Here is a 19,631-nt window from a genome sequence, read left to right as displayed (position 1 = left end):
GCGAACCATCCCCCGAGCCGGTGCGGTCCGGTCTGTCGCGGCCGGGACGGAGGCGGTGGCGTGAGCGCCAACGGCGGGACGAAGGCGATCATCGCCGCACTGCTGGCGAATGTCGGCATCGCCGTCACCAAGTTCGTCGCGTTCCTGCTGACCGGCTCGTCGTCGATGCTGGCCGAGTCGATCCACTCGGTCGCCGACTCCGGCAACCAGGCGCTGCTGCTGCTCGGCGGCAAGCGGGCCAAGCGGGCGGCCACCCCCCAGCACCCCTTCGGTTACGGCCGTGAGCGCTACGTCTACGCGTTCATCGTGTCCATCGTGCTGTTCAGCCTCGGTGGTCTTTTCGCGCTGTACGAGGCGTACCACAAGTGGAGCCACAAGGAGGGCATCACCGAGTGGCATTGGGTGCCGGTCGCCGTGCTGGTGGCGGCGATCGTCATGGAATCGTTCTCCTTCCGGACGGCGATCAAGGAGTCCAACCACCTCCGGGGCAACCAGTCCTGGGTGCGCTTCATCCGCCGGGCCAAGGCGCCCGAGCTGCCGGTGGTGCTGCTGGAGGACTTCGGCGCGCTGGTCGGCCTGGTCTTCGCGCTCTTCGGCGTGGGCATGACGCTGATCACCGGCAACGGCCGGTGGGACGCGGCGGGCACCGCCATGATCGGCATCCTGCTGGTGACCATCGCCATCGTGCTGGCCATCGAGACCAAGAGCCTGCTGCTCGGTGAGGGCGCCGAACCGGCCGACCTGGCCGCCATCGAGCGGGCCATCACCGAGGGTTCGGAGGTCGACCGGATCATCCACATGAAGACGCTCTACCTCGGGCCCGAGGAGCTGATGGTGGCGGCGAAGATCAGCGTGCCGCGCTGCGAGGACGCCGAGACGGTGGCCCGGGGCATCAACGCGGTCGAGGCCCGGATCCGCGCCGCCGTGCCGATCGCCCGGGTGATCTACCTGGAGCCGGACATCTACAGCGCCGCGGCCGAGCGTGCCGGCACCGGGGCCGCCGCCGACACCGCCACACCGCAGTCGCAGGACGCGTCGGGCGAGGTGGCCGGGCGGCCCGGGAGCTGACCTGTGGAGTTGTTGTACGGGCAGATCCGGGACTACGCCTGGGGTTCCCGCTCGGCGATCGCCGAGTTGCAGGGGCGGTCGGTGCCCAGCGCCGGCCCGGAGGCCGAGCTGTGGCTGGGCGCCCACCCGGGCGCCCCGGCCAGCGTGGAGCGGGCCGGCGTCCGGGTGAGCCTCTGCGACCTGCTGCTCGCCGAGCCGGGCCACTGGCTCGGCGAGCGCGGGATGGACAGGTTCGGCACCCGGCTGCCGTTCCTGCTCAAGGTGCTCGCGGCCGACGCCCCGTTGAGCCTGCAGGCCCACCCGGACGCCGAGCAGGCCCGCGCCGGGCACGAGGCGGACGCGGTGCGCGCCGCCGGGCTGCGCAACTACGTCGACCCGTACCACAAGCCGGAGTTGCTGGTCGCACTCACTCCGTTCGAGGCGCTCTGCGGGTTCCGTGACCCGGCGGTGTCGGCCGAGGCGCTGGCCGCGTTCGGCGTACCGGAGCTGGCGCCGGTGGTGGACGCGCTGCGGACCGGGCCGGCGGGCCTGCGGGCGGCGGTGCGCACGCTGCTGGCCTGGCCGGTCGAGCGGCGGGTGGACCTGCTGGCGGCGGTGGTGGCGACGCCGGCCGACAGCCCGGACGCGGCCCTGGCCCGGGAGTTGGCGGCGGTGTACCCGGCGGATCCGGGGGTGCTGGTGGCCCTGCTGCTCAACCACGTCCGGCTGGTGCCGGGGGAGGCGATCTGGATGCCGGCCGGCAACCTGCACGCCTACCTGCGCGGCTGCGGGGTGGAGATCATGGCGGCCAGTGACAACGTGCTGCGCGGTGGTCTCACCCCCAAGCGGGTGGACGCCGAGGAGCTGCTGCGGGTGCTGCGCTTCGAGGTGCTCGACCAGCCGGTGTGCGGCGCGCGACCGGTGGCTCCCGGGGTGGACTGCTGGCCGGTGCCGGTGGACGACTTCGCGCTGCACCGGGTGCGGGTCTCCGCGGAGGTGCCGTCGGTCACGCTGACGCAGCCGGGGCCCCGGGTGGTGCTCTGCGCCGCCGGGTCGGTCACCGTGGACGACGGGCTCGGCGCGGTGACGCTCGCCTCGGGCCAGGCCGGGATCGGCACCGCGGGCGGCGGGCCGTTGCGGATCAGTGGCGACGGCGCGGCGTACGTGGCCACGTCCGGGCTGCGTTGAGCCCTGGAACAAGTCCGACTTTCCCGGAATAGGTTGACGGCCGACTGGCGCAGTGTGACTCTATGAGTACGCAGCGTTATCGCGACGACGGTCCGAGAACGTGCGGGGAACCAAACCGGGGGGATGCGCGGGGCGGCCGGAACGTGGGCGGGAAACCGTCCATGACCGACCGCCCCGTGCGCTGTCCGCCGACCGTCCACTGGCGCTCGCCGCGACCGTCCCCCGCCCCGCACCGCCGGCGCGCGTAAGGTGGAGGGTCGGCGCAGCACATCGTTCGACAGGAGCTTCCATGACCAGCACCCTCCCGGCGTCCGCAAGCGGCACGCCGTCCGAGGCCCGGCCGAGCACTCTCGCCGAGGGCGACTACAAGGTGGCGGATCTGTCGCTCGCCGAGTTCGGGCGCAAGGAGATCCAACTCGCCGAGCACGAGATGCCCGGCCTGATGTCGATCCGCCGTGAGTTCGCCGAGGCGCAGCCGCTCGCCGGCGCGCGGATCACCGGCTCGCTGCACATGACCATCCAGACCGCCGTCCTGATCGAGACGCTGGTGGCCCTCGGTGCGCAGGTGCGGTGGGCGTCCTGCAACATCTTCTCCACCCAGGACCACGCCGCCGCGGCGATCGTGGTCGGCCCGGAGGGCACCCCCGAGGCGCCGGCCGGCGTTCCGGTGTACGCCTGGAAGGGCGAGACTCTGCCGGAGTACTGGTGGTGCACCGAGCAGGTGCTCACCTGGCCGGACGGGCAGGGCCCCAACATGATCCTCGACGACGGTGGCGACGCCACCCTGCTCGTGCACAAGGGTGCCGAGTTCGAGAAGGCCGGCGTCGTCCCGCCGGTCGAGTCCGCCGACTCCGAGGAGTACGCGGTCATCCTCGAGCTGCTGCACCGCTCGCTCGGCGAGGACGGCCAGCGCTGGACCCGGATCGCCGCGGGCATCAAGGGTGTGACCGAGGAGACCACCACCGGCGTGCACCGGCTCTACGAGATGCACCGTGCCGGCACCCTGCTCTTCCCGGCCATCAACGTCAACGACTCGGTGACCAAGAGCAAGTTCGACAACAAGTACGGCTGCCGGCACTCGCTGATCGACGGCATCAACCGGGCCACCGACGTGCTGATCGGCGGCAAGATGGCCGTCGTCATGGGCTACGGCGACGTGGGCAAGGGCTGCGCGGAGTCGCTGCGCGGCCAGGGCGCCCGGGTCGTGGTGACCGAGGTCGACCCGATCTGCGCGCTCCAGGCGGCGATGGACGGTTACCAGGTCGCCACCCTGGACGACGTGGTCGAGCAGGCGGACATCTTCATCACCGCCACCGGCTGCTTCAACGTCATCACCAACGAGCACATGGCCCGGATGAAGCACCAGGCCATCGTCGGCAACATCGGCCACTTCGACAACGAGATCGACATGGCCGGTCTCGCGAAGCGCTCCGACGTGGAGCGGGTCAACATCAAGCCGCAGGTGGACCTCTGGCGCTTCGCTGACGGGCACGCCATCATCGTGCTCTCCGAGGGCCGCCTGCTGAACCTCGGCAACGCCACCGGGCACCCGAGCTTCGTGATGTCCAACTCGTTCAGCAACCAGGTCATCGCCCAGATCGAGCTGTACACCAAGACCGAGGAGTACCCGATCGGCGTGTACGTGCTGCCCAAGCACCTGGACGAGAAGGTGGCCCGGCTGCACCTGGCCGCGCTCGGCGCCAAGCTGAGCACCCTGACCAAGGAGCAGGCCTCCTACCTCGGGGTCTCCACCGAGGGTCCGTTCAAGCCGGACCACTACCGCTACTGATCGACGTACGCGAACCGGGTCGGCTGTCCGCAGCCGGCCCGGTTCGTCATGTCCACCGGTCGATCAGCGGCGTTGCCGGCGGGTGGGGCGCACCCAGGTCCAGACGCACCAGACGAGCCAGCTCACCGACACGACGGTCGCCAGCGTCCGCAGTCGCAGGGCGCTGAGCAGCAGCACCACGGCCAGCACCGCGAGCCAGGGCAGGAAGGCCTTCACGGCGGCGATCCTGCCACAGCCGTTCGACGGGTGGCGGATCGCCGATCTGCCGGGGTCGGGCGGCGTCCGGGTGGCGCAGCCATGAACGACTTGACGGGGCCCCTGAACTGGTAGAAGGTATGCCTGCCCTAAGTTAGCTGAGGCGTACCTAACGATCACGGAGTTCCGATGTTCGCCACCTACCTGATCGGCCTGCGGGAAGGCCTGGAAGCGACCCTCGTGGTCAGCATCCTGGTGGCCTTCCTGGTGAAGTCGCAGCGCCGGGACCGGTTGCCCCAGGTCTGGGCGGGTGTCGGCCTGGCGGTGGCGCTGTCGGTGCTGTTCGGCTGGCTGATCGAGTACACCTCGACCACGCTGCTGGCCCGCTCCGAGGACCGGGAGCTGTTCGAGGCCATCACCTCCGTCGCGGCCGTGGTCTTCGTCACCTGGATGATCTTCTGGATGCGCCGGGCCGCCCGGACCATCGCCGGCGAGCTGCGCGGCAAGCTCACCGAGGCGCTGGCGGTCGGTTCGCTGGCCGTCGCCGGGATGGCCTTCCTCGCGGTGATCCGCGAAGGGCTGGAGACCGCGCTGATCTTCTACTCCGCCGCCCAGGGCGCGGCCGGCGACAGCGGCCCGCTGCTCGCGCTGATCGGCGGCATCGTCACCGCCGTGGTGATCGGCGTGCTGCTCTACGCCAGCGCCCTGCGGATCAACCTCGGCAAGTTCTTCACCTGGACCGGCGCGCTGCTGATCCTGGTTGCGGCCGGCATCCTCAAGTACGGCGTGCACGACTTCCAGGAGGCCGGTGTCCTGCCCGGCCTGAACGACCTGGCCTTCGATATCACCACCGTGCTCGACCCGAGCACCTGGTACGCGGCCCTGCTCGCCGGCATGTTCAACATCACCCCCGCGCCCACCGTGCTGGAGACGATCGCCTGGGTCGCGTACGCCGTGCCGGTCCTGGTGCTCTTCCTGCGCCCGGCCCGCCGCAAGCCGTCGCCGGCCGCGCCCGCCTCGACGGGCGCCGCTGCCACCAGGACCACCGGGGCCGAGGATGCCGAGCCGGCGTCCGCGCCGTCGACGACGGGCGCCGCTGCCACCAAGACCACCGAGGCCGAGGCCGAAGCGGCGTCCGCGCCGCAGCGGGCCTGACCCGACGAGGAGAGACAGCTCAGATGCGTACCACCCGATTCCTGGCGCTGGGCGCCGCTGGTGTGCTGGCCGCGGCCGGTGTGGCCGGATGCTCCGACGCCAAGGAGGGCGACGCGGCGGCGGCCGGTGGCCCGATCGTCGTCAAGGCCACCGACACGGCCTGTGAGGTCGGCAGCACCGACCTCGCCGCCGGAGCCGCCACCTTCAAGATCACCAATTCCGGCGCCAAGGTGACGGAGTTCTACGTCTACGCCTCCGGCGACCGGGTGATGGGCGAGGTGGAGAACATCGCTCCCGGGCTGAGCCGTGAGCTGCGGGTGGAGCTGCCGGCCGGCACGTACGAGACGGCCTGCAAGCCGGGCATGAGCGGCAAGGGCATCCGGGGCGCGCTGAAGGTCAGCGGATCGGCCCAGCCGCTCACCGCCGACGCCGCCCTGGCCGGCGCCACGGAGAACTACCAGCGCTACGTCAAGAGCCAGACCGCCGCGCTGCTGGAGAAGACCGAGGAGTTCGTCGCCGCGGTCAAGGCCGGCGACGTGGCCAAGGCCAAGGCGCTCTACCCGGTGGCCCGCACCTACTGGGAGCGGATCGAGCCGGTGGCGGAGATCTTCGGCGACCTCGACCCCAAGATCGACGGCCGCGAGGAGGTCATCGAGGAGGGGATGGAGTTCACCGGCTTCCACCGGATCGAGAAGGACCTCTGGCAGTCCGGCGACATCAGCAAGGACGGCCCGATCGCCGACCGGCTGCTGGTCGACGTCAAGGAGATCGTGGCCAAGGCCAACGCCGAGAAGCTCTCGCCGCTCCAGCTCGCCAACGGGGCCAAGGAACTGCTCGACGAGGTGGCCAGCGGCAAGATCACCGGCGAGGAGGACCGCTACTCGCACACCGACCTGTGGGACTTCTCCGCCAACCTGGAGGGTTCCGAGGCGGCGATCGCCGCGCTCCGCCCCGCGCTGGAGCAGCGCTCGCCGGAGCTGGTGAAGCAGCTGGACGCCGAGTTCGTGAACGTCGAGGCGCTGCTCGGCAAGCACCGCGACGGCGACGGCTGGAAGCTGCACACCGCGCTGAGCAAGGCCGAGCTCAAGGAACTCTCCGACGGCATCAACGCGCTGGCGGAGCCGATCAGCAAGGTCGCCGCGGTCGTCGCCCGGTGACCGTACGTCAGGGAGAGTCGAGTCGATGAGCGGGAGCAGGGTGACCCGACGGCGGGCGATCACGCTCGCCGGGGCCGGGGTGGCCGGAGTCGCCGGCGTGGCCGCCGGTGCGGGGGCGTTGATCAGCGGTTCTCGTGATGAGGCCGCCGCCAGCGACCACCCGGCCGGTGCGGTGCCGTTCCACGGTGAGCACCAGGCCGGCATCGTGACGCCGGCCCAGGACCGGCTGCACTTCGTCGCCTTCGACGTGATCACCAAGGACCGCGCCCGGCTGGTCGCGCTGCTCGAGGAGTGGACCGCGGCGGCGCTGCGGATGACCACCGGCCGCGACGCCGGGGTGCTCGGCGCGGTCGGCGGGATGCCGGAGGCCCCGCCGGACGACACCGGCGAGGCGCTCGGCCTGCCCCCGTCGCAGCTCACCCTGACCATCGGCTTCGGGCCGACGCTGTTCCGCGACGCCGACGGCCGGGACCGGTTCGGCATCGCCGACCGGCGCCCGGCCGCCCTGGCCGAGTTGCCGAAGTTCCCCGGCGACGCGTTGCAGCCGCAGATCTCCGGCGGCGACCTCTGCGTGCAGGCCTGCTCCAACGACCCGCAGGTTGCGGTGCACGCGATCCGCAACCTGGCCCGCATCGGCATGGGGGTGGTCAGCGTGCGCTGGTCGCAGCTCGGCTTCGGCCGTACCTCGTCCACCTCCCGCGACCAGGCCACTCCTCGTAACCTGTTCGGCTTCAAGGACGGCACCGCCAACCTCAAGGCCGAGGACGCCGACCTGCTGCGCGACCAGTTGTGGGTGCAGCCGGGCGACGGGCCGGACTGGATGACCGGCGGCTCGTACCTGGTCACCCGCAAGATCCGGATGCTGGTGGAGACCTGGGACCGGACGTCGTTGGCCGAGCAGGAGGAGATCGTCGGCCGGACCAAGGGCAGCGGCGCGCCGCTGGGCCGCAGCGCCGAGTTCGACGAGCCGGACTTCGCCGCCCGCCGGGACGACGGGCAGCCGGTGATCCCCGAGCATGCCCACGTCACGCTCGCCCATCCCAGCCGGAACAACGGCGCTCACCTGCTGCGCCGGGGCTACAACTTCGTGGACGGGTCGGACGGCCTCGGCCGGCTCGACGCCGGGCTCTTCTTCATCGCCTACCAGCGCGATCCGCGCCGGCAGTTCGTGCCGATCCAGACCCAGCTGGCCCGCCACGACGTGATGAACGAGTACCTGCGGCACGTCTCCAGCGGCCTGTTCGCCTGCCCGCCCGGCGTTCGCGACGGCGGCGACCACTGGGGTCGGGCGCTCTTCTCCTGACCCGCCGCGCCGCCGGTCCGGAACCCGACCGTCCCGCCCGCGCGGGTGACGGTGGCGCGGGATGGCCCCGACGGGGGATCATGGTTGCGTCCGGTCGGGTACGCCCACCGGACCCCGCACCGCGTGGCGCCGCCGCCACGGGTCGCTGTGGCAAGCTTGCCGGCGGCGACATCCGTGCCGGGTGACGCCGGTCCCACCGAATTGAATGGGGATGGAATATTAATCCCATGAGAGCCCGGGTCCTGGTGGTCGACGACGACCCCGCACTCGCCGAGATGCTCGGCATCGTGCTGCGCAGCGAAGGCTTCCTGCCCTCGTTCGTGGCCGACGGCGAGCGGGCACTGGCGGCGTTCCGTGACAGCCGGCCCGACATCGTGCTGCTCGACCTGATGCTGCCCGGAATGAGCGGCATCGACGTGGCCCGGGCGATCCGGACCGAGTCCGGCGTGCCGATCGTCATGCTGACCGCCAAGAGCGACACCGTCGACGTGGTCCTCGGCCTCGAGTCCGGCGCCGACGACTACGTGGTCAAGCCGTTCAAGCCCAAGGAGCTGGTCGCCCGGATGCGGGCCCGACTGCGCCGGGGCGAGGACGTGGCACCGGAGATGCTGACCATCGGGCCGCCCGGCAACCAGATCACCATCGACGTGCCGGCCCACACGGTGAGCCGCAACGGCGAAGAGGTGAAGCTGACTCCGCTGGAGTTCGACCTGCTGGTCGCGCTCGCCCGCAAGCCGCGCCAGGTCTTCACCCGCGAGGTGCTGCTCGAGCAGGTCTGGGGTTACCGGCACGCCGCCGACACCCGCCTGGTCAACGTGCACGTGCAGCGGCTGCGCGCCAAGATCGAGCCAGATCCGGAGCGGCCGGAAATCATCCTCACCGTGCGGGGCGTGGGCTACAAGGCGGGGACCGGATAGCCTGGTCACACTGTGTCGACCTCCCCGCTCCCGCACCCCTCGGCCACGGCTCCCCGCCGGCGTGGCACCGGCCGGGAGCTGTGGCGCGTCCTGGCCGGTCGTGCCGCCCGGCTGATCGCCGGTGTGCACCAGACCTGGCGTCGCTCCCTCCAGGTGCGGGTGGTCACCATCACGCTGGTCGCCTCCAGCCTGCTGGTCGGTGGGTTCGCGTTCCTGATCGCTGACAAGATCACCAGCATCCTGCTGGAGAACGCCCGCACCGACGTCCGGCAGCGGCTGGACAGCGGCGCTAAGTACGCGGCCAAGCAGGTCAACCTCTACGGTCAGCCGCAGGAGGCGCAGCTCCAGGAGACCATCGACGGCACGGTCAACTACCTGGCCGGTGGTGACCCCCAGCAGACCAGCGGGGTGGTGGTGGCGATCACCGCCGACGGCTATCCGGAGCTCCTCCAGCCCCGCACCGCACCGGCGGCGAACATCCAGCCGTTGATCAGCCAGGAGTTGCGGGCCGCCGTGGCGGACGGCAAGGTGGCCAGCCAGATCCGCACCGGGCGGCTCACCGGGCACTCGACGAAGTACCTGGTGTACGGCTCGCCGGTGCCCACCCAGTTCGGCCAGATCGAGATCTACTACCTGGTCCCACTGACCCGGCAGGACGAGACCGCCGCCGACGCCCGGGCGACCGTGGTCGCCACCGGTGTCGCCCTGGTGGTTCTGCTCGGGCTGCTCGCCGCGCTGGTCACCCGGCTGGTGGTGAACCCGGTCCGGGTCGCCGCGCGGACCGCCCAGCGGCTCTCCGCCGGCCTGCTGGACCAGCGGATGGTGGTCAACGGGGAGGACGACCTGGCCCTGCTCGCGGCCTCGTTCAACCAGATGGCGACCAACCTGCAACGGCAGATCCTGCGCCTGGAGGAGATGTCCCGGTTGCAGCGCCGGTTCACGTCCGACGTCTCGCACGAGCTGCGGACCCCGTTGACCACGGTCCGGATGGCCGCCGACCTGATCTTTGCCGAGCGCGACGAGTTCGACCCGGCGGTGGCCCGCAGCGCCGAACTGCTCCAGGCCGAACTGGACCGGTTCGAGGAGTTGCTGACCGACCTGCTGGAGATCAGCCGCTTCGACGCCGGCTTCGCCATGCTCGACGCCGAGCCGACCGACCTGGTGCCGGTGGTGCACCGGGTGGTGGACCGGCTGGCCGGGCTGGCCGAGCGGGTCGGCGTCCCGATCGAGCTGGACCTGCCCGACACGCCGGTGATCGCCGAGGTCGACCCCCGCCGGGTCGAGCGGGTGCTGCGCAACCTGGTCGGCAACGCGGTGGAGCACGGTGAGGCCCGTCCGGTGTTGATCACTCTCGGGATCGACGACACCGCCGTCGCGATCACCGTTCGCGACCACGGGGTGGGGCTCAAGCCGGGCGAGGAGAAGTTGGTGTTCAACCGGTTCTGGCGGGCCGACCCGTCCCGGGCCCGGCAGACCGGTGGCACCGGCCTGGGCCTGTCGATCAGCCTGGAGGACGCCCGGCTGCACGGCGGCTGGCTGGAGGCGTGGGGCGCGCCCGGGCAGGGTGCCCAGTTCCGGCTCACCCTGCCCGCCCGGGCCGGTGACCGGCTGACCACCTCGCCCCTGCGCCTGGTGCCCGCCGACGCCGCGCTGCCCTTCGGCGGCCCGCGGGACGGTGGCCCGCTGGCCATCGGGCCGGGGACGGGCGGCGCGCTGGCGATCGGCCCGGCTCCGGGCACCGGCGAGCACCGGGCGGAGGCGCGCTCGTGAGGCATTGGAGACTGGTGGGCGCGCTCTGCGGCGTGTTGCTGCTCGGCGGCGCCGGTTGCGGCATCCCGGCGGAGTCCGACGTGACGGTGGAGCGCCGGGGCGTCACCGCCACGGAGGCCGGCTCGGCCAACGGCGGCGGCAGCGAGCCACCGTCGCCCACGGCCAGCGGCACCGACAACGAGGCGTTCGTGCGCAACTTCCTGGCCGCGCCAGCGGGGGACGCGGACCGGGCCCATGAGCGGGTCAAGCAGTTCGTCGCGCCGGAGCACCGGGCCCGGTTGGAGGTCAAGAAGGGTGGCGAGGTCGGGCTGACCGTGGTCCGGCTGCGCGACCAGCCGGTCTTCACCGGCAACAGCGACTCGACCACCACGGTGCGGATCGCGGTGCAGCAGATCGGTGTGCTGCGGGCCAACGGCACCCTCGTCCCGCCGGTGGCCACCGAGACGGAGTACAAGTTCCGGCTGCGCAGCGCCGCACCCAGCGGCGCCGGCGACGACGACCGGACCGGGCTGTACGTCCTCGACCCGCCGAAGGTGCTGCTGCTCAGTGACGCCGCCCTCCAGCAGTACTACCGGGACGCGCCGATCTACTTCTGGAACTCCGACCGCACCCAGCTCGTGCCCGACCAGCGCTACCTGCCGCTCGCCGTGCCGAAGGAGCGCCGGGTCAACGAGGTGGTGAAGTGGCTGGTCGGCGGCCCCTCGGACTGGCTGCGCCCCGGTGTGGTCGGCCTTCCGGAGCGCACCGAGATGATCAACAATGCCACCGGAGTGGACGGCCGGTGGGAGGTCAACCTGGACATGCCCGGCGACGACCAGGACCGGATCGACCAGCTGATCACCCAGATCGCCCATTCGCTCGGCGACCTGCCGGGTGTGCTGGAGTTGAAGATCCGCAACAACCCGCAGCCGGTGCAGGATCTCATTGAGCGCCGACGGTCGGAGCAGCTCTACCAGATCCCCGACAGCCCGCAGCGGTTCTGTGTGTACGACGGATCCATCCACCCGCTCGCCTTCGCCGGTGAAGCGGGCGGCACGGTGCCGTTGGCGGCCGAGGTCAACCGCAACGTCGTCTCCGCCGGGATCGGCCGGAAGTCCAACGGCGAGATCTTCGCCGCCCTGGTGCGGACCGCCAGCAAGGGCCGGCAGCGGCTCGCCGTGGGCACCGGCACCGATCCGGTCGCCGTGTTCAACCAGGGTAGGTCGGAGTTCACCTCGATCAGCCGTCCGGTCTGGCTGCGTGCGGCCGACTCCCGGCTCGCGCAGGGCCTGGTGGTGGCGGACGGCAGGCTCTACCGCTTCGACCAGAGCGGCCGTACGGACCCGGTGTCGCTCAACCTGCCCTCGGCCGCGGTCACGGCGGTGGCCACCTCGCTGGACGGCCAACGGGTCGCCCTGGTGGCCGGCGGCCGGCTCTACGTCGCGGCGGTCAACCGGGACGGGGGCGGGGTCTCCATCGGCCCGCCCCGGCAACTGGTGACCTCGCTGACCGCCCTCACCGCGGTGGACTGGGTCCAGGAGAACCGCCTGGTGGTGGCCGGCACGGCCGGTCAGCCGGCGATCTACGAGATCGGTGTGGACGGCGCGCTGGAGACGCCGCTGAAGACCGACGTCGGCGCCAAGGTCAACCATCTGTCGGCGTACCCGAGCAACCCGACGGCGCTGCTGCCCAGCGCGGCGTTCATGTACGACGCGAACGGCGTGGCCTATCGCAGCAGCCCGTTCGACCGGATCCAGCCGGACCAGGTGCGCCAGACCGCGCCGCCGGCCAACGGGGCCCGGCCCGGCAACCCGTCCGCCCCCTTCTTCATCTACTGACGCCGTGCGTGGCCTCGCCGGGCTCTGGGCCGACCTGGGCGACCTGGTGCTGCCGGTGGACTGCGCGGGTTGCCGGGAGCGCCGGCCCGGCCTGCGCCACGGTGTCTGCCCGGCCTGCGTGACGGCACTGGGGGCGCTGCGCCCACGGGTGGTACGTCCGACACCCGCCCCGCCGGGCCTGCGTCGCCCTCGGCCCGTACGCCGGCCGCTACGTGAGGCGCTGCTGGCGTACAAGGAACACGGTCGGCACGGGCTGGCTCGTCCGCTGGGCGCGCTGCTGGCCGAGGTGGTGGCCGCCGCGGTCGGCCCGGCCCGGCCCGCCCGGTGGCGCTGGTCCCGGTGCCGGACACTGCCGCGGCGGCCCGGGCCCGCTACGGCGACCACCTGGACCGGCTGGCCCGGCACTGCGCCGCCCGGCTCAGCCGGGCCGGCTGGCCGGTCTGGGTGCAGCGCCCGCTGCGCGCCCTGCCCCGCCCGGACTCGGTGACCCTGGGCAGCGCCGGCCGGGCGGCGGCGGCGGAGGCGGCGTTCCGGCCCCGAGCCGCCCGCCGGCCGGCCCGGAGGGGCCCGCAGCCGGTGGTGGTGCTGCTGGACGACATCGTCACCACCGGGGTCACCCTGGCCGCGGCGGCCCGGACGCTGACGGCCACCGGATCGGCACCCACTGTCGCGGCGGTGCTCGCGGCGACCGAGAAACGACGCCTTTCGTAACCCTTCGTGTTTCCGTTTCACCCGTTGGTGTATGAGCTGCGAAAAATCCCCGGCGGTCTCGGCGACATGGGGTGACTGCCGGGCAAACAGGAGTTAGCGTTTCGCTGTCGGGGGTAGGAGGTTCTTCCCACCCGCCCCCGGCGGTGAGAGGAGGCGTAGCCGCATGACCGGTCGACGCCGAATGGGGCTTCCCAGGGCGCTCGACCGGGTGACCGGAACGAAGACCGTCCGAACAAGGGAGGTCACATGGACATCGTGGTCAAGGGCCGTAATGTCGAAGTGCCGGACCATTACCGAGTGCACGTAGCCGAGAAACTCGCGAAGATCGAACGCTACGATCACAAACTTATTCGTGTCGATGTCGAGCTGTTTCACGAGCGCAATCCACGCCAGGCCGACCACTGCCAACGGGTGGAGATCACCTGCGTGTCCCGCGGCCCAGTGATCAGAGCCGAGGCCTGCACGAACGACTTCTACAGTGCGCTCGATGCGGCGATCGCCAAGCTCGACACCCGGCTGCGCCGCGCGGCCGACCGCCGGCGCGTACACCGCGGCCGGCACGCGCCGATCTCCGTCGCCGCCGCCACCGCCGACCTACCGGTCGCGGACCTGGTCGCCGCCCCGCTGGCCGCGCCGTCCGACGGCGCCCGCGCCGGCACCGCGGTGGCCGAGCGCGTCGAAGAGGAGTACGACCACCAGCCGTGGCACATCGCCCGGGAGAAGGTGCACCCGGCGGAACCGATGACCATCGACGACGCCCTGTTCGAGATGGAACTGGTGGGTCACGACTTCTACCTGTTCCAGGACAAGGAGTCCGGCCGGCCGAGCGTCGTCTACCGCCGGCACGCGTACGACTACGGCATCATCTCCCTCGCCACCTGACCCACTCCCGCCGCGTCGATCGTGGAGTTGTGGTGGGGACCGGACCGCCCACCACAACTCCACGATCCGTCAGCGGAGGTTGGCGGGGAGCAGGGCGAAGACGAGGTCGTCGAGGCGGGTGCCGTTCAGGCCCGGTAGGCGGCCCACCAGCAGGCCCTCGCGGTGGAAGCCGACCCGCTCCAGCACCCGGTGCGAGGCGGTGTTGTCGGGCACCGTGCCGGCGGTCAGCCGGGCCATCCCGGCCGGCCCGAAGGCCCAACCGGCGAGCAGCCGGACGGCCCGGGTGGCGTACCCCCGGCCCCGCCACTGCGGCAGCAGCGCGTAGCCGATGGATGCCTCGCCCGCGCTCGGCTCGGTGAGGGACATCCCGCAACTGCCCGCCGGCTCGCCGGTCGCCGCGTCGATGATCAGCATCCGGGCGATGTCGTCGGTCAACCAGTTGCTCTCCGCGAGCCGGCAGCGCCGCTCGGTCGCCTCCCGCGTCGGCGCCACCGGCGGCGCCTGGTTCGCCACCACCTCGGGCCGGCTGTGCAGCCGGTACATCACCTCCGCGTCGTCGGGAACGAGCCGCCGCAGGGTCACCACCCCGTCGGTGAGCGCTCCACCCGGCAGGTCGGGCAACAGCCGAGAGGCGGGGCCGGGCGGGTCGTCGGCCAGGCGTACCCAGGCGAGCAGGTCGTGCCGGCCGCCCCCGCGGCTGGGGCTAGCCGCCCGGCGCACCCCCTCGTAGCGGAACCCGGCCGCCAGCGCGACCCGCTGGCTGGGCGCGTTCTCGCCGACGGTGAGCAACTCCAGCCGGACCGTCCCGGTGGCGAACGCGCGCTCGCTGAGCGCCCGGGTGGCCGCGGTGGCCACTCCGCGCCCGCGCGCCCGCGGGATCACCCAGTACCCGATCTCGGCCTGGCCGCGGTAGGGCACCGGGTGGCTCAGCCCCACCGTGCCGAGCATCCGATCGGTGGCCGGGTCGGCGACGGCGTACGCGGCACCGCCCGCCTCCCACGCCGCCGGGGCGCCCGTGTCGATCCACGACCGGGCGTCCGCCTCGGTGTACGGGGACGGCAGCCCCGAGAGGAACCGCTGGGTGAGCGGGTCCGCGCAGCCGGCGACGACGTCGGCGGCGTCCTCGGCCCGGAACGGGCGCAGCCGTACCCCGTGCGCCTCGACGATCTCCGGGGTCACGTCAGGTCCTCGGCGAGCAGGGCGGCCACCCAGACGTCGGCCCGCTCCCCGCGGTGCGGCACCCCGGCGCGGGCCGTTCCCTCGAACGCGAACCCCGCCTTCTCGGCCACCCGCCGGGAGGCCGTGTTGCCGACGTTGGCCCGCCACTCGATCCGGGCCAGGCCCAGCGTGGTGAAACCCCAAGCGCTCAGCGCGGTCAGCGCCGCCGGCATGTAACCCCGACCGCGGGCCTCCGGGGCGGTCATGAAGCCCACGTCGGCCAGGAGCGGGTCGGCGGGGGAGAGCCGCAGGTCGAGTGAGCCGGCGTACCGGTCGTCCGGGTCGGCGATGACGAAGCAGCCGGCCTCGCCCCGGGCCCAGGCTTCGCGGCTGAAGCCCCGGTACCAGTGCGCGTCGGCGCGCTCGTACGGGTCCGGCACGGTCGTCCAGCGCACGGTCTCCGGGTCCCGGCAGGTGGCCACCACGGCGTCCAGGTCGCGCTCCTCCATCGGGCGTAGCCGCAGCTCACCGGCACCGGCGGTGGCGAAGAGGGTGGGTTGCGGACGACCGAAGACCGCCGCTCGGCGGGCGGCCAGGGTGCCCGGACCGGCCGGCCCGGTCGCGCCGGGAGCCGGCACCTCGCCGGGCAGCAACGAGCCGATCCAACCGTCCGCGCTGCCCCCCGGCGCCGGGTCGGCCAGCCGCAGCCGGCCGTCGACCTGGAAACCGGCCCGCAGCGCGACCAGCCGGGAGGCGTGGTTGCCCACCTCCGCCTGCCAGGTCAGCCGGCGCAGTTTCCGGGTGTCGAAGGCCCAGCGGGCCACCGCCCGCGCCGCCCGGGTGGTCACCCCGCGGCCCCGTGCCCAGGGGGCCGTCCAGTAGCCGATCTCGCCGGAGCCCCCGTCGATCGAGATCAGCCCGCAGGAGCCGAGCAGCTCGCCGGTGATCGGGTCGCAGACCGCGAACGGAGCCGCGCTGCCGTCGGCCCACGCTCTCGGGCTGAACTGGCTGACGAACTCGGAGGCGTGTTCGGGCAGGTACGGGCGCGGTACGGTGGTCCAGCGCTGGATGTCCGGATCCTGGCACGCGCGGTGCACGGCGTCGGCGTCGGTCGCCCGCCAGGGTCGCAGCAGCAGGCCGTCCTCGATGATCTCCACAGGCTCCACCCGTGCCATCGTGCCGGACCGTTCGCCCAAGGCGTAACCGGATAACCGCCCGGTCCTCACCCGACGCGCGCGTTATGTCGGGTTCGACGGGGTGGACCGCCGCTACCAGTGACCGTCGCGCCGATGGAGCGCCTACGATGGTTCGAGACTGTCTAGGGGAGCGTTGATTCGTGTCGATTCTGGAAAAGGTCCTTAACGCGGGCGAGGGCCGGATGGTGCGCCGGCTCAAGGCCATCGCCGCCGCCGTCAACTCGATCGAGGACGACTACGTCAACCTCAGCGACGAGGAGCTGCGCGGCATGACCGAGCAGTTCCGGGAGCGGCTCGCCGACGGCGAGACCCTCGACGATCTGCTGCCGGAGGCGTTCGCGGTGGCCCGCGAGGCGGCCGCCCGGGTGCTCGGTCAGCGCCCGTACGACGTCCAGGTGATGGGCGGCGCGGCGCTGCACTTCGGCAACATCGCCGAGATGAAGACCGGTGAGGGCAAGACGCTGACCTCGGTCATGGCGGTCTACCTCAACGCGCTCTCCGGCAAGGGCGTGCACGTGGTGACCGTCAACGACTACCTGGCCCAGCGTGACGCGGCCTGGATGGGTCGGGTGCACGAGTTCCTCGGCCTGACGGTCGGCGTGGTGCTGCCCAACCGGCCGGCCAGCGAGCACAAGGCCGCCTACGAGTGCGACATCACCTACGGCACCAACAACGAGTTCGGCTTCGACTACCTGCGCGACAACATGGCGTGGTCGAAGGACGAGCTGGTCCAGCGCGGCCACAACTTCGCGGTGGTCGACGAGGTCGACTCGATCCTGATCGACGAGGCCCGCACCCCGCTGATCATCTCCGGTCCGGCCGAGCACTCGGCCCGCTGGTACGGCGAGTTCGCCGGCGTGGTGGCCCGGCTCCAGCCCGGCACCGACGGCGAGGGCGACTACGAGGTCGACCACTCCAAGCGCACCATCGCGGTCACCGAGCGCGGCGTCGCCAAGGTCGAGGACCGGCTGGGCATCGACAACCTCTACGAGTCGGTGAACACCCCGCTGGTCGGCTACCTGAACAACGCGATCAAGGCCAAGGAGCTCTACAAGCGCGACAAGGACTACATCGTCAGCGACGGTGAGGTCCTGATCGTCGACGAGTTCACCGGTCGCATCCTGCACGGCCGCCGCTACAACGAGGGCATGCACCAGGCGATCGAGGCCAAGGAGGGGGTGGAGATCAAGCAGGAGAACCAGACCCTGGCCACCATCACCCTCCAGAACTACTTCCGCCTCTACGAGAAGCTGTCCGGGATGACCGGTACGGCGCAGACCGAGGCGAGCGAGTTCAACAAGGTCTACAAGGTCGGCGTCGTCACCATCCCGACCCACCGTCCGATGGTCCGCGAGGACCGTCCGGACGTGATCTACAAGACCGAGAAGGCCAAGTTCAACGCGGTCATCGAGGACATCGCCGAGCGGCACCAGATGGGCCAGCCGGTCCTGGTGGGCACCGTCTCGGTGGAGAACTCCGAGATCCTCTCCCAGCTGCTGCGCCGCCGAGGCATCCCGCACAACGTGCTGAACGCCAAGTTCCACGCCCGGGAGGCCGAGATCGTGGCCCAGGCCGGGCGCAAGGGCGCGGTGACCGTGGCCACGAACATGGCGGGCCGGGGCACCGACATCCTGCTCGGCGGCAACGCCGAGTTCCTCGCCGCGAACGAGCTGCGCCAGCGCGGCCTCGACCCGCTGGAGAACGAGGAGGAGTACGCCAAGGCGATGGAGGAGGTCCTGCCCCAGTGGAAGCAGGCCTGTGACGTCGAGGCCGAGGAGGTGGCCGCTGCCGGTGGCCTCTACGTGCTGGGCACCGAGCGGCACGAGTCCCGCCGCATCGACAACCAGCTGCGCGGTCGTGCCGGCCGGCAGGGTGACCCGGGCGAGTCCCGCTTCTACCTGTCGCTCCAGGACGAGCTGATGCGGCGCTTCCGGGCCGGCGCGGTCGAGGCGGTGATGGAGCGCTTCAACATCCCGGAGGACGTGCCCATCGAGTCGAAGATGGTCACCCGGCAGATCAAGAGCGCGCAGGCCCAGATCGAGGGCCAGAACGCCGAGATCCGCAAGAACGTCCTCAAGTACGACGAGGTGCTCAACAAGCAGCGCCAGGTCGTCTACGCCGAGCGGCTGCGCGTGCTCAACGGTGAGGACCTCTCCGACCAGGTCCGCAACATGATCGACGACACGGTCGAGGCGTACGTGCGGGGGGCCACCTCCGACGGCTACGGCGAAGACTGGGATCTCGAGCAGCTCTGGTCCAGCCTCAAGCAGCTCTACCCGGTCGGCGTGACGATCGAGGAGCTGGAGGAGGAGGCCGGCGGCTCCCGTGCCGGGATGGACGCCGACTTCCTCGTCGCCCGCCTCAAGGAGGACGCGAACGCCGCGTACGACCGGCGCGAGGAGCAGCTCGGCACCGAGGGGGTGCGCCAGCTCGAGCGGATGGTGCTGCTCCAGGTCATCGACCGTAAGTGGCGCGAGCACCTCTACGAGATGGACTACCTCCAGGAGGGCATCAACCTCCGGGCGTACGCCCAGCGCGACCCGGTGGTGGAGTACCAGCGCGAGGGCTTCGACATGTTCGCCACCATGATGGACGGCATCAAGGAGGAGACCGTCGGCTTCCTCTACAACGTGGAGGTCCAGGTCACCGAGCCGGAGCCGGCGGCCGACGAGGTCCAGCTGCTCGACAAGCCGGTGGAGATCCACGCCAAGGGCCTCAACCGGGCACCGCAGCAGCAGGGCCTGCAATACTCCGCGCCCACCATCGACGGCGAGGCCGGCCGCGGTTCGGTCGCCATCGAGCAGGCCGAGCAGCAGGCCCCGGCACTCGGGGTGGGCCGACCCGCCCAGGGGGCCCCGGCGGCTCCGGGCGGCACCGCCCCGGCGGCCCCGCAGCGGCCCGCCTCCGGGCTGCGTGGCCCGGCGGTCGCGTCCGGCGCCGCACGCCGGGCGGCTCCCGGCCAGGTGGATGCCGGCAACGGCCCGTCCCGCAACGCGCCCTGCCCGTGCGGCTCCGGCCGCAAGTACAAGCGCTGCCACGGCGCGCCGAACGGCGGCTGACCAGCAGCGACCGGGGTTGGAGGCCCGGGACGCCCACCGACCGATCCAGGTGGACGCCCCGGGCAGCTTCACCCGACGCACCTTCGACGGGCCCCGGCCAACTGGCCGGGGCCCGTCCGCGTGTCCGGCCGCCGGTACCAGCCGGACCTGGCGCGGGGCGGCCCGGCCGACCTACGAAGTTCTGTCCGTGTTCGCGGCCCTGCTCCGGCCGGTCGGGCCGGTCGGGGTCGGGGTGGGGGCCCGTTGAGCGTGTCGCTCCGGTCGGGGGATGGGTTCGGCCATGGTCA

Annotated in this window: 14 protein-coding genes and 1 pseudogene; 12 read left to right on the top strand and 3 right to left on the bottom strand. The window is 71.9% G+C overall.

Annotation, left to right across the window (positions count from 1 at the left end; translation table 11 throughout):
* The first annotated feature begins 60 nt into the window (after nucleotides 1-60).
* From ACFOW4_RS21245 to ahcY, 3 genes are all read left to right on the top strand, one after another.
* Nucleotides 61-1,068, top strand: a complete 1,008-nt coding sequence (locus ACFOW4_RS21245) for a cation diffusion facilitator family transporter (protein WP_377530360.1) — start codon at nucleotides 61-63, stop codon at nucleotides 1,066-1,068.
* A 3-nt stretch (nucleotides 1,069-1,071) separates the two neighbouring features.
* The gene (gene manA / locus ACFOW4_RS21240) at nucleotides 1,072-2,235 is read left to right on the top strand and encodes a mannose-6-phosphate isomerase, class I (protein WP_377530358.1); all 1,164 of its coding nucleotides are present in this window, start codon (nucleotides 1,072-1,074) and stop codon (nucleotides 2,233-2,235) included.
* A gap of 289 nt (nucleotides 2,236-2,524) precedes the next feature.
* Nucleotides 2,525-4,024 (top strand): adenosylhomocysteinase, encoded by a 1,500-nt coding sequence (gene ahcY, locus ACFOW4_RS21235; protein WP_377530356.1) that lies wholly within the window; start codon nucleotides 2,525-2,527, stop codon nucleotides 4,022-4,024.
* A gap of 63 nt (nucleotides 4,025-4,087) precedes the next feature.
* On the opposite strand, the gene ACFOW4_RS21230 is transcribed toward ahcY, so the two are convergent.
* Nucleotides 4,088-4,240 carry a hypothetical protein gene (locus ACFOW4_RS21230; protein WP_377530354.1) on the bottom strand — a complete coding sequence of 51 codons (153 nt, stop codon included), beginning with the start codon at nucleotides 4,238-4,240 and terminating at the stop codon, nucleotides 4,088-4,090.
* Between the two features lie 168 nt (nucleotides 4,241-4,408).
* Here ACFOW4_RS21230 and efeU point away from each other — a divergent pair, with 168 nt between their 5' ends.
* From efeU to hpf, 8 genes and pseudogenes are all read left to right on the top strand, one after another.
* The gene (gene efeU / locus ACFOW4_RS21225; RefSeq protein ID WP_377530352.1) at nucleotides 4,409-5,374 is read left to right on the top strand and encodes an iron uptake transporter permease EfeU; all 966 of its coding nucleotides are present in this window, start codon (nucleotides 4,409-4,411) and stop codon (nucleotides 5,372-5,374) included.
* A gap of 23 nt (nucleotides 5,375-5,397) precedes the next feature.
* Nucleotides 5,398-6,531, top strand: a complete 1,134-nt coding sequence (gene efeO / locus ACFOW4_RS21220) for an iron uptake system protein EfeO (RefSeq protein ID WP_377530350.1) — start codon at nucleotides 5,398-5,400, stop codon at nucleotides 6,529-6,531.
* 25 nt (nucleotides 6,532-6,556) lie between these two features.
* The gene (efeB, locus tag ACFOW4_RS21215) at nucleotides 6,557-7,834 is read left to right on the top strand and encodes an iron uptake transporter deferrochelatase/peroxidase subunit (protein ID WP_377530347.1); all 1,278 of its coding nucleotides are present in this window, start codon (nucleotides 6,557-6,559) and stop codon (nucleotides 7,832-7,834) included.
* Nucleotides 7,835-8,061: 227 nt separating this feature from the next.
* On the top strand, nucleotides 8,062-8,751 hold the full coding sequence (mtrA, locus tag ACFOW4_RS21210; RefSeq protein WP_377530345.1) for an MtrAB system response regulator MtrA: 690 nt from the start codon (nucleotides 8,062-8,064) through the stop codon (nucleotides 8,749-8,751).
* A gap of 12 nt (nucleotides 8,752-8,763) precedes the next feature.
* Nucleotides 8,764-10,521 carry an MtrAB system histidine kinase MtrB gene (gene mtrB / locus ACFOW4_RS21205; protein WP_377530343.1) on the top strand — a complete coding sequence of 586 codons (1,758 nt, stop codon included), beginning with the start codon at nucleotides 8,764-8,766 and terminating at the stop codon, nucleotides 10,519-10,521.
* Nucleotides 10,518-12,338 carry an LpqB family beta-propeller domain-containing protein gene (locus ACFOW4_RS21200; RefSeq protein ID WP_377530340.1) on the top strand — a complete coding sequence of 607 codons (1,821 nt, stop codon included), beginning with the start codon at nucleotides 10,518-10,520 and terminating at the stop codon, nucleotides 12,336-12,338. Before mtrB ends, ACFOW4_RS21200 begins: the two co-directional genes overlap by 4 nt.
* Before the next feature lie 4 nt (nucleotides 12,339-12,342).
* Nucleotides 12,343-13,049 (top strand): annotated as a pseudogene (locus tag ACFOW4_RS21195) (ComF family protein).
* Nucleotides 13,050-13,295: 246 nt separating this feature from the next.
* Nucleotides 13,296-13,931, top strand: a complete 636-nt coding sequence (gene hpf, locus ACFOW4_RS21190; protein WP_377530339.1) for a ribosome hibernation-promoting factor, HPF/YfiA family — start codon at nucleotides 13,296-13,298, stop codon at nucleotides 13,929-13,931.
* A gap of 69 nt (nucleotides 13,932-14,000) precedes the next feature.
* Here the strand turns inward: hpf and ACFOW4_RS21185 are convergent, their stop codons facing one another.
* Both ACFOW4_RS21185 and ACFOW4_RS21180 read right to left on the bottom strand, forming a co-directional pair.
* Nucleotides 14,001-15,110: a GNAT family N-acetyltransferase gene (locus tag ACFOW4_RS21185; RefSeq protein ID WP_377530337.1), complete on the bottom strand. Its 1,110-nt coding sequence runs from the start codon at nucleotides 15,108-15,110 to the stop codon at nucleotides 14,001-14,003.
* Nucleotides 15,107-16,264: a GNAT family N-acetyltransferase gene (locus tag ACFOW4_RS21180; protein WP_377530336.1), complete on the bottom strand. Its 1,158-nt coding sequence runs from the start codon at nucleotides 16,262-16,264 to the stop codon at nucleotides 15,107-15,109. Before ACFOW4_RS21180 ends, ACFOW4_RS21185 begins: the two co-directional genes overlap by 4 nt.
* Before the next feature lie 161 nt (nucleotides 16,265-16,425).
* Here ACFOW4_RS21180 and secA point away from each other — a divergent pair, with 161 nt between their 5' ends.
* A complete protein-coding gene (secA, locus tag ACFOW4_RS21175) occupies nucleotides 16,426-19,344 on the top strand; it encodes a preprotein translocase subunit SecA (protein WP_377530334.1) in 2,919 nt (972 codons plus the stop codon).
* Nucleotides 19,345-19,631: the final 287 nt, after the last annotated feature.

Source organism: Micromonospora sp. GCM10011542, from assembly GCF_042650685.1.
GTDB lineage: Bacteria > Actinomycetota > Actinomycetes > Mycobacteriales > Micromonosporaceae > Micromonospora.
This window is presented reverse-complemented; position numbering and strand designations above follow the sequence as displayed.

Coding starts and splice junctions, on each gene's coding strand:
- ahcY (WP_377530356.1), top strand. CDS start 2,525: ATGACCAGCACCCTCCCGGCGTCCGCAAGCGGCACGCCGTCCGAGGCC.
- efeU (WP_377530352.1), top strand. CDS start 4,409: ATGTTCGCCACCTACCTGATCGGCCTGCGGGAAGGCCTGGAAGCGACC.
- efeO (WP_377530350.1), top strand. CDS start 5,398: ATGCGTACCACCCGATTCCTGGCGCTGGGCGCCGCTGGTGTGCTGGCC.
- efeB (WP_377530347.1), top strand. CDS start 6,557: ATGAGCGGGAGCAGGGTGACCCGACGGCGGGCGATCACGCTCGCCGGG.
- mtrA (WP_377530345.1), top strand. CDS start 8,062: ATGAGAGCCCGGGTCCTGGTGGTCGACGACGACCCCGCACTCGCCGAG.
- hpf (WP_377530339.1), top strand. CDS start 13,296: ATGGACATCGTGGTCAAGGGCCGTAATGTCGAAGTGCCGGACCATTAC.
- ACFOW4_RS21180 (WP_377530336.1), bottom strand. CDS start 16,264: ATGGCACGGGTGGAGCCTGTGGAGATCATCGAGGACGGCCTGCTGCTG.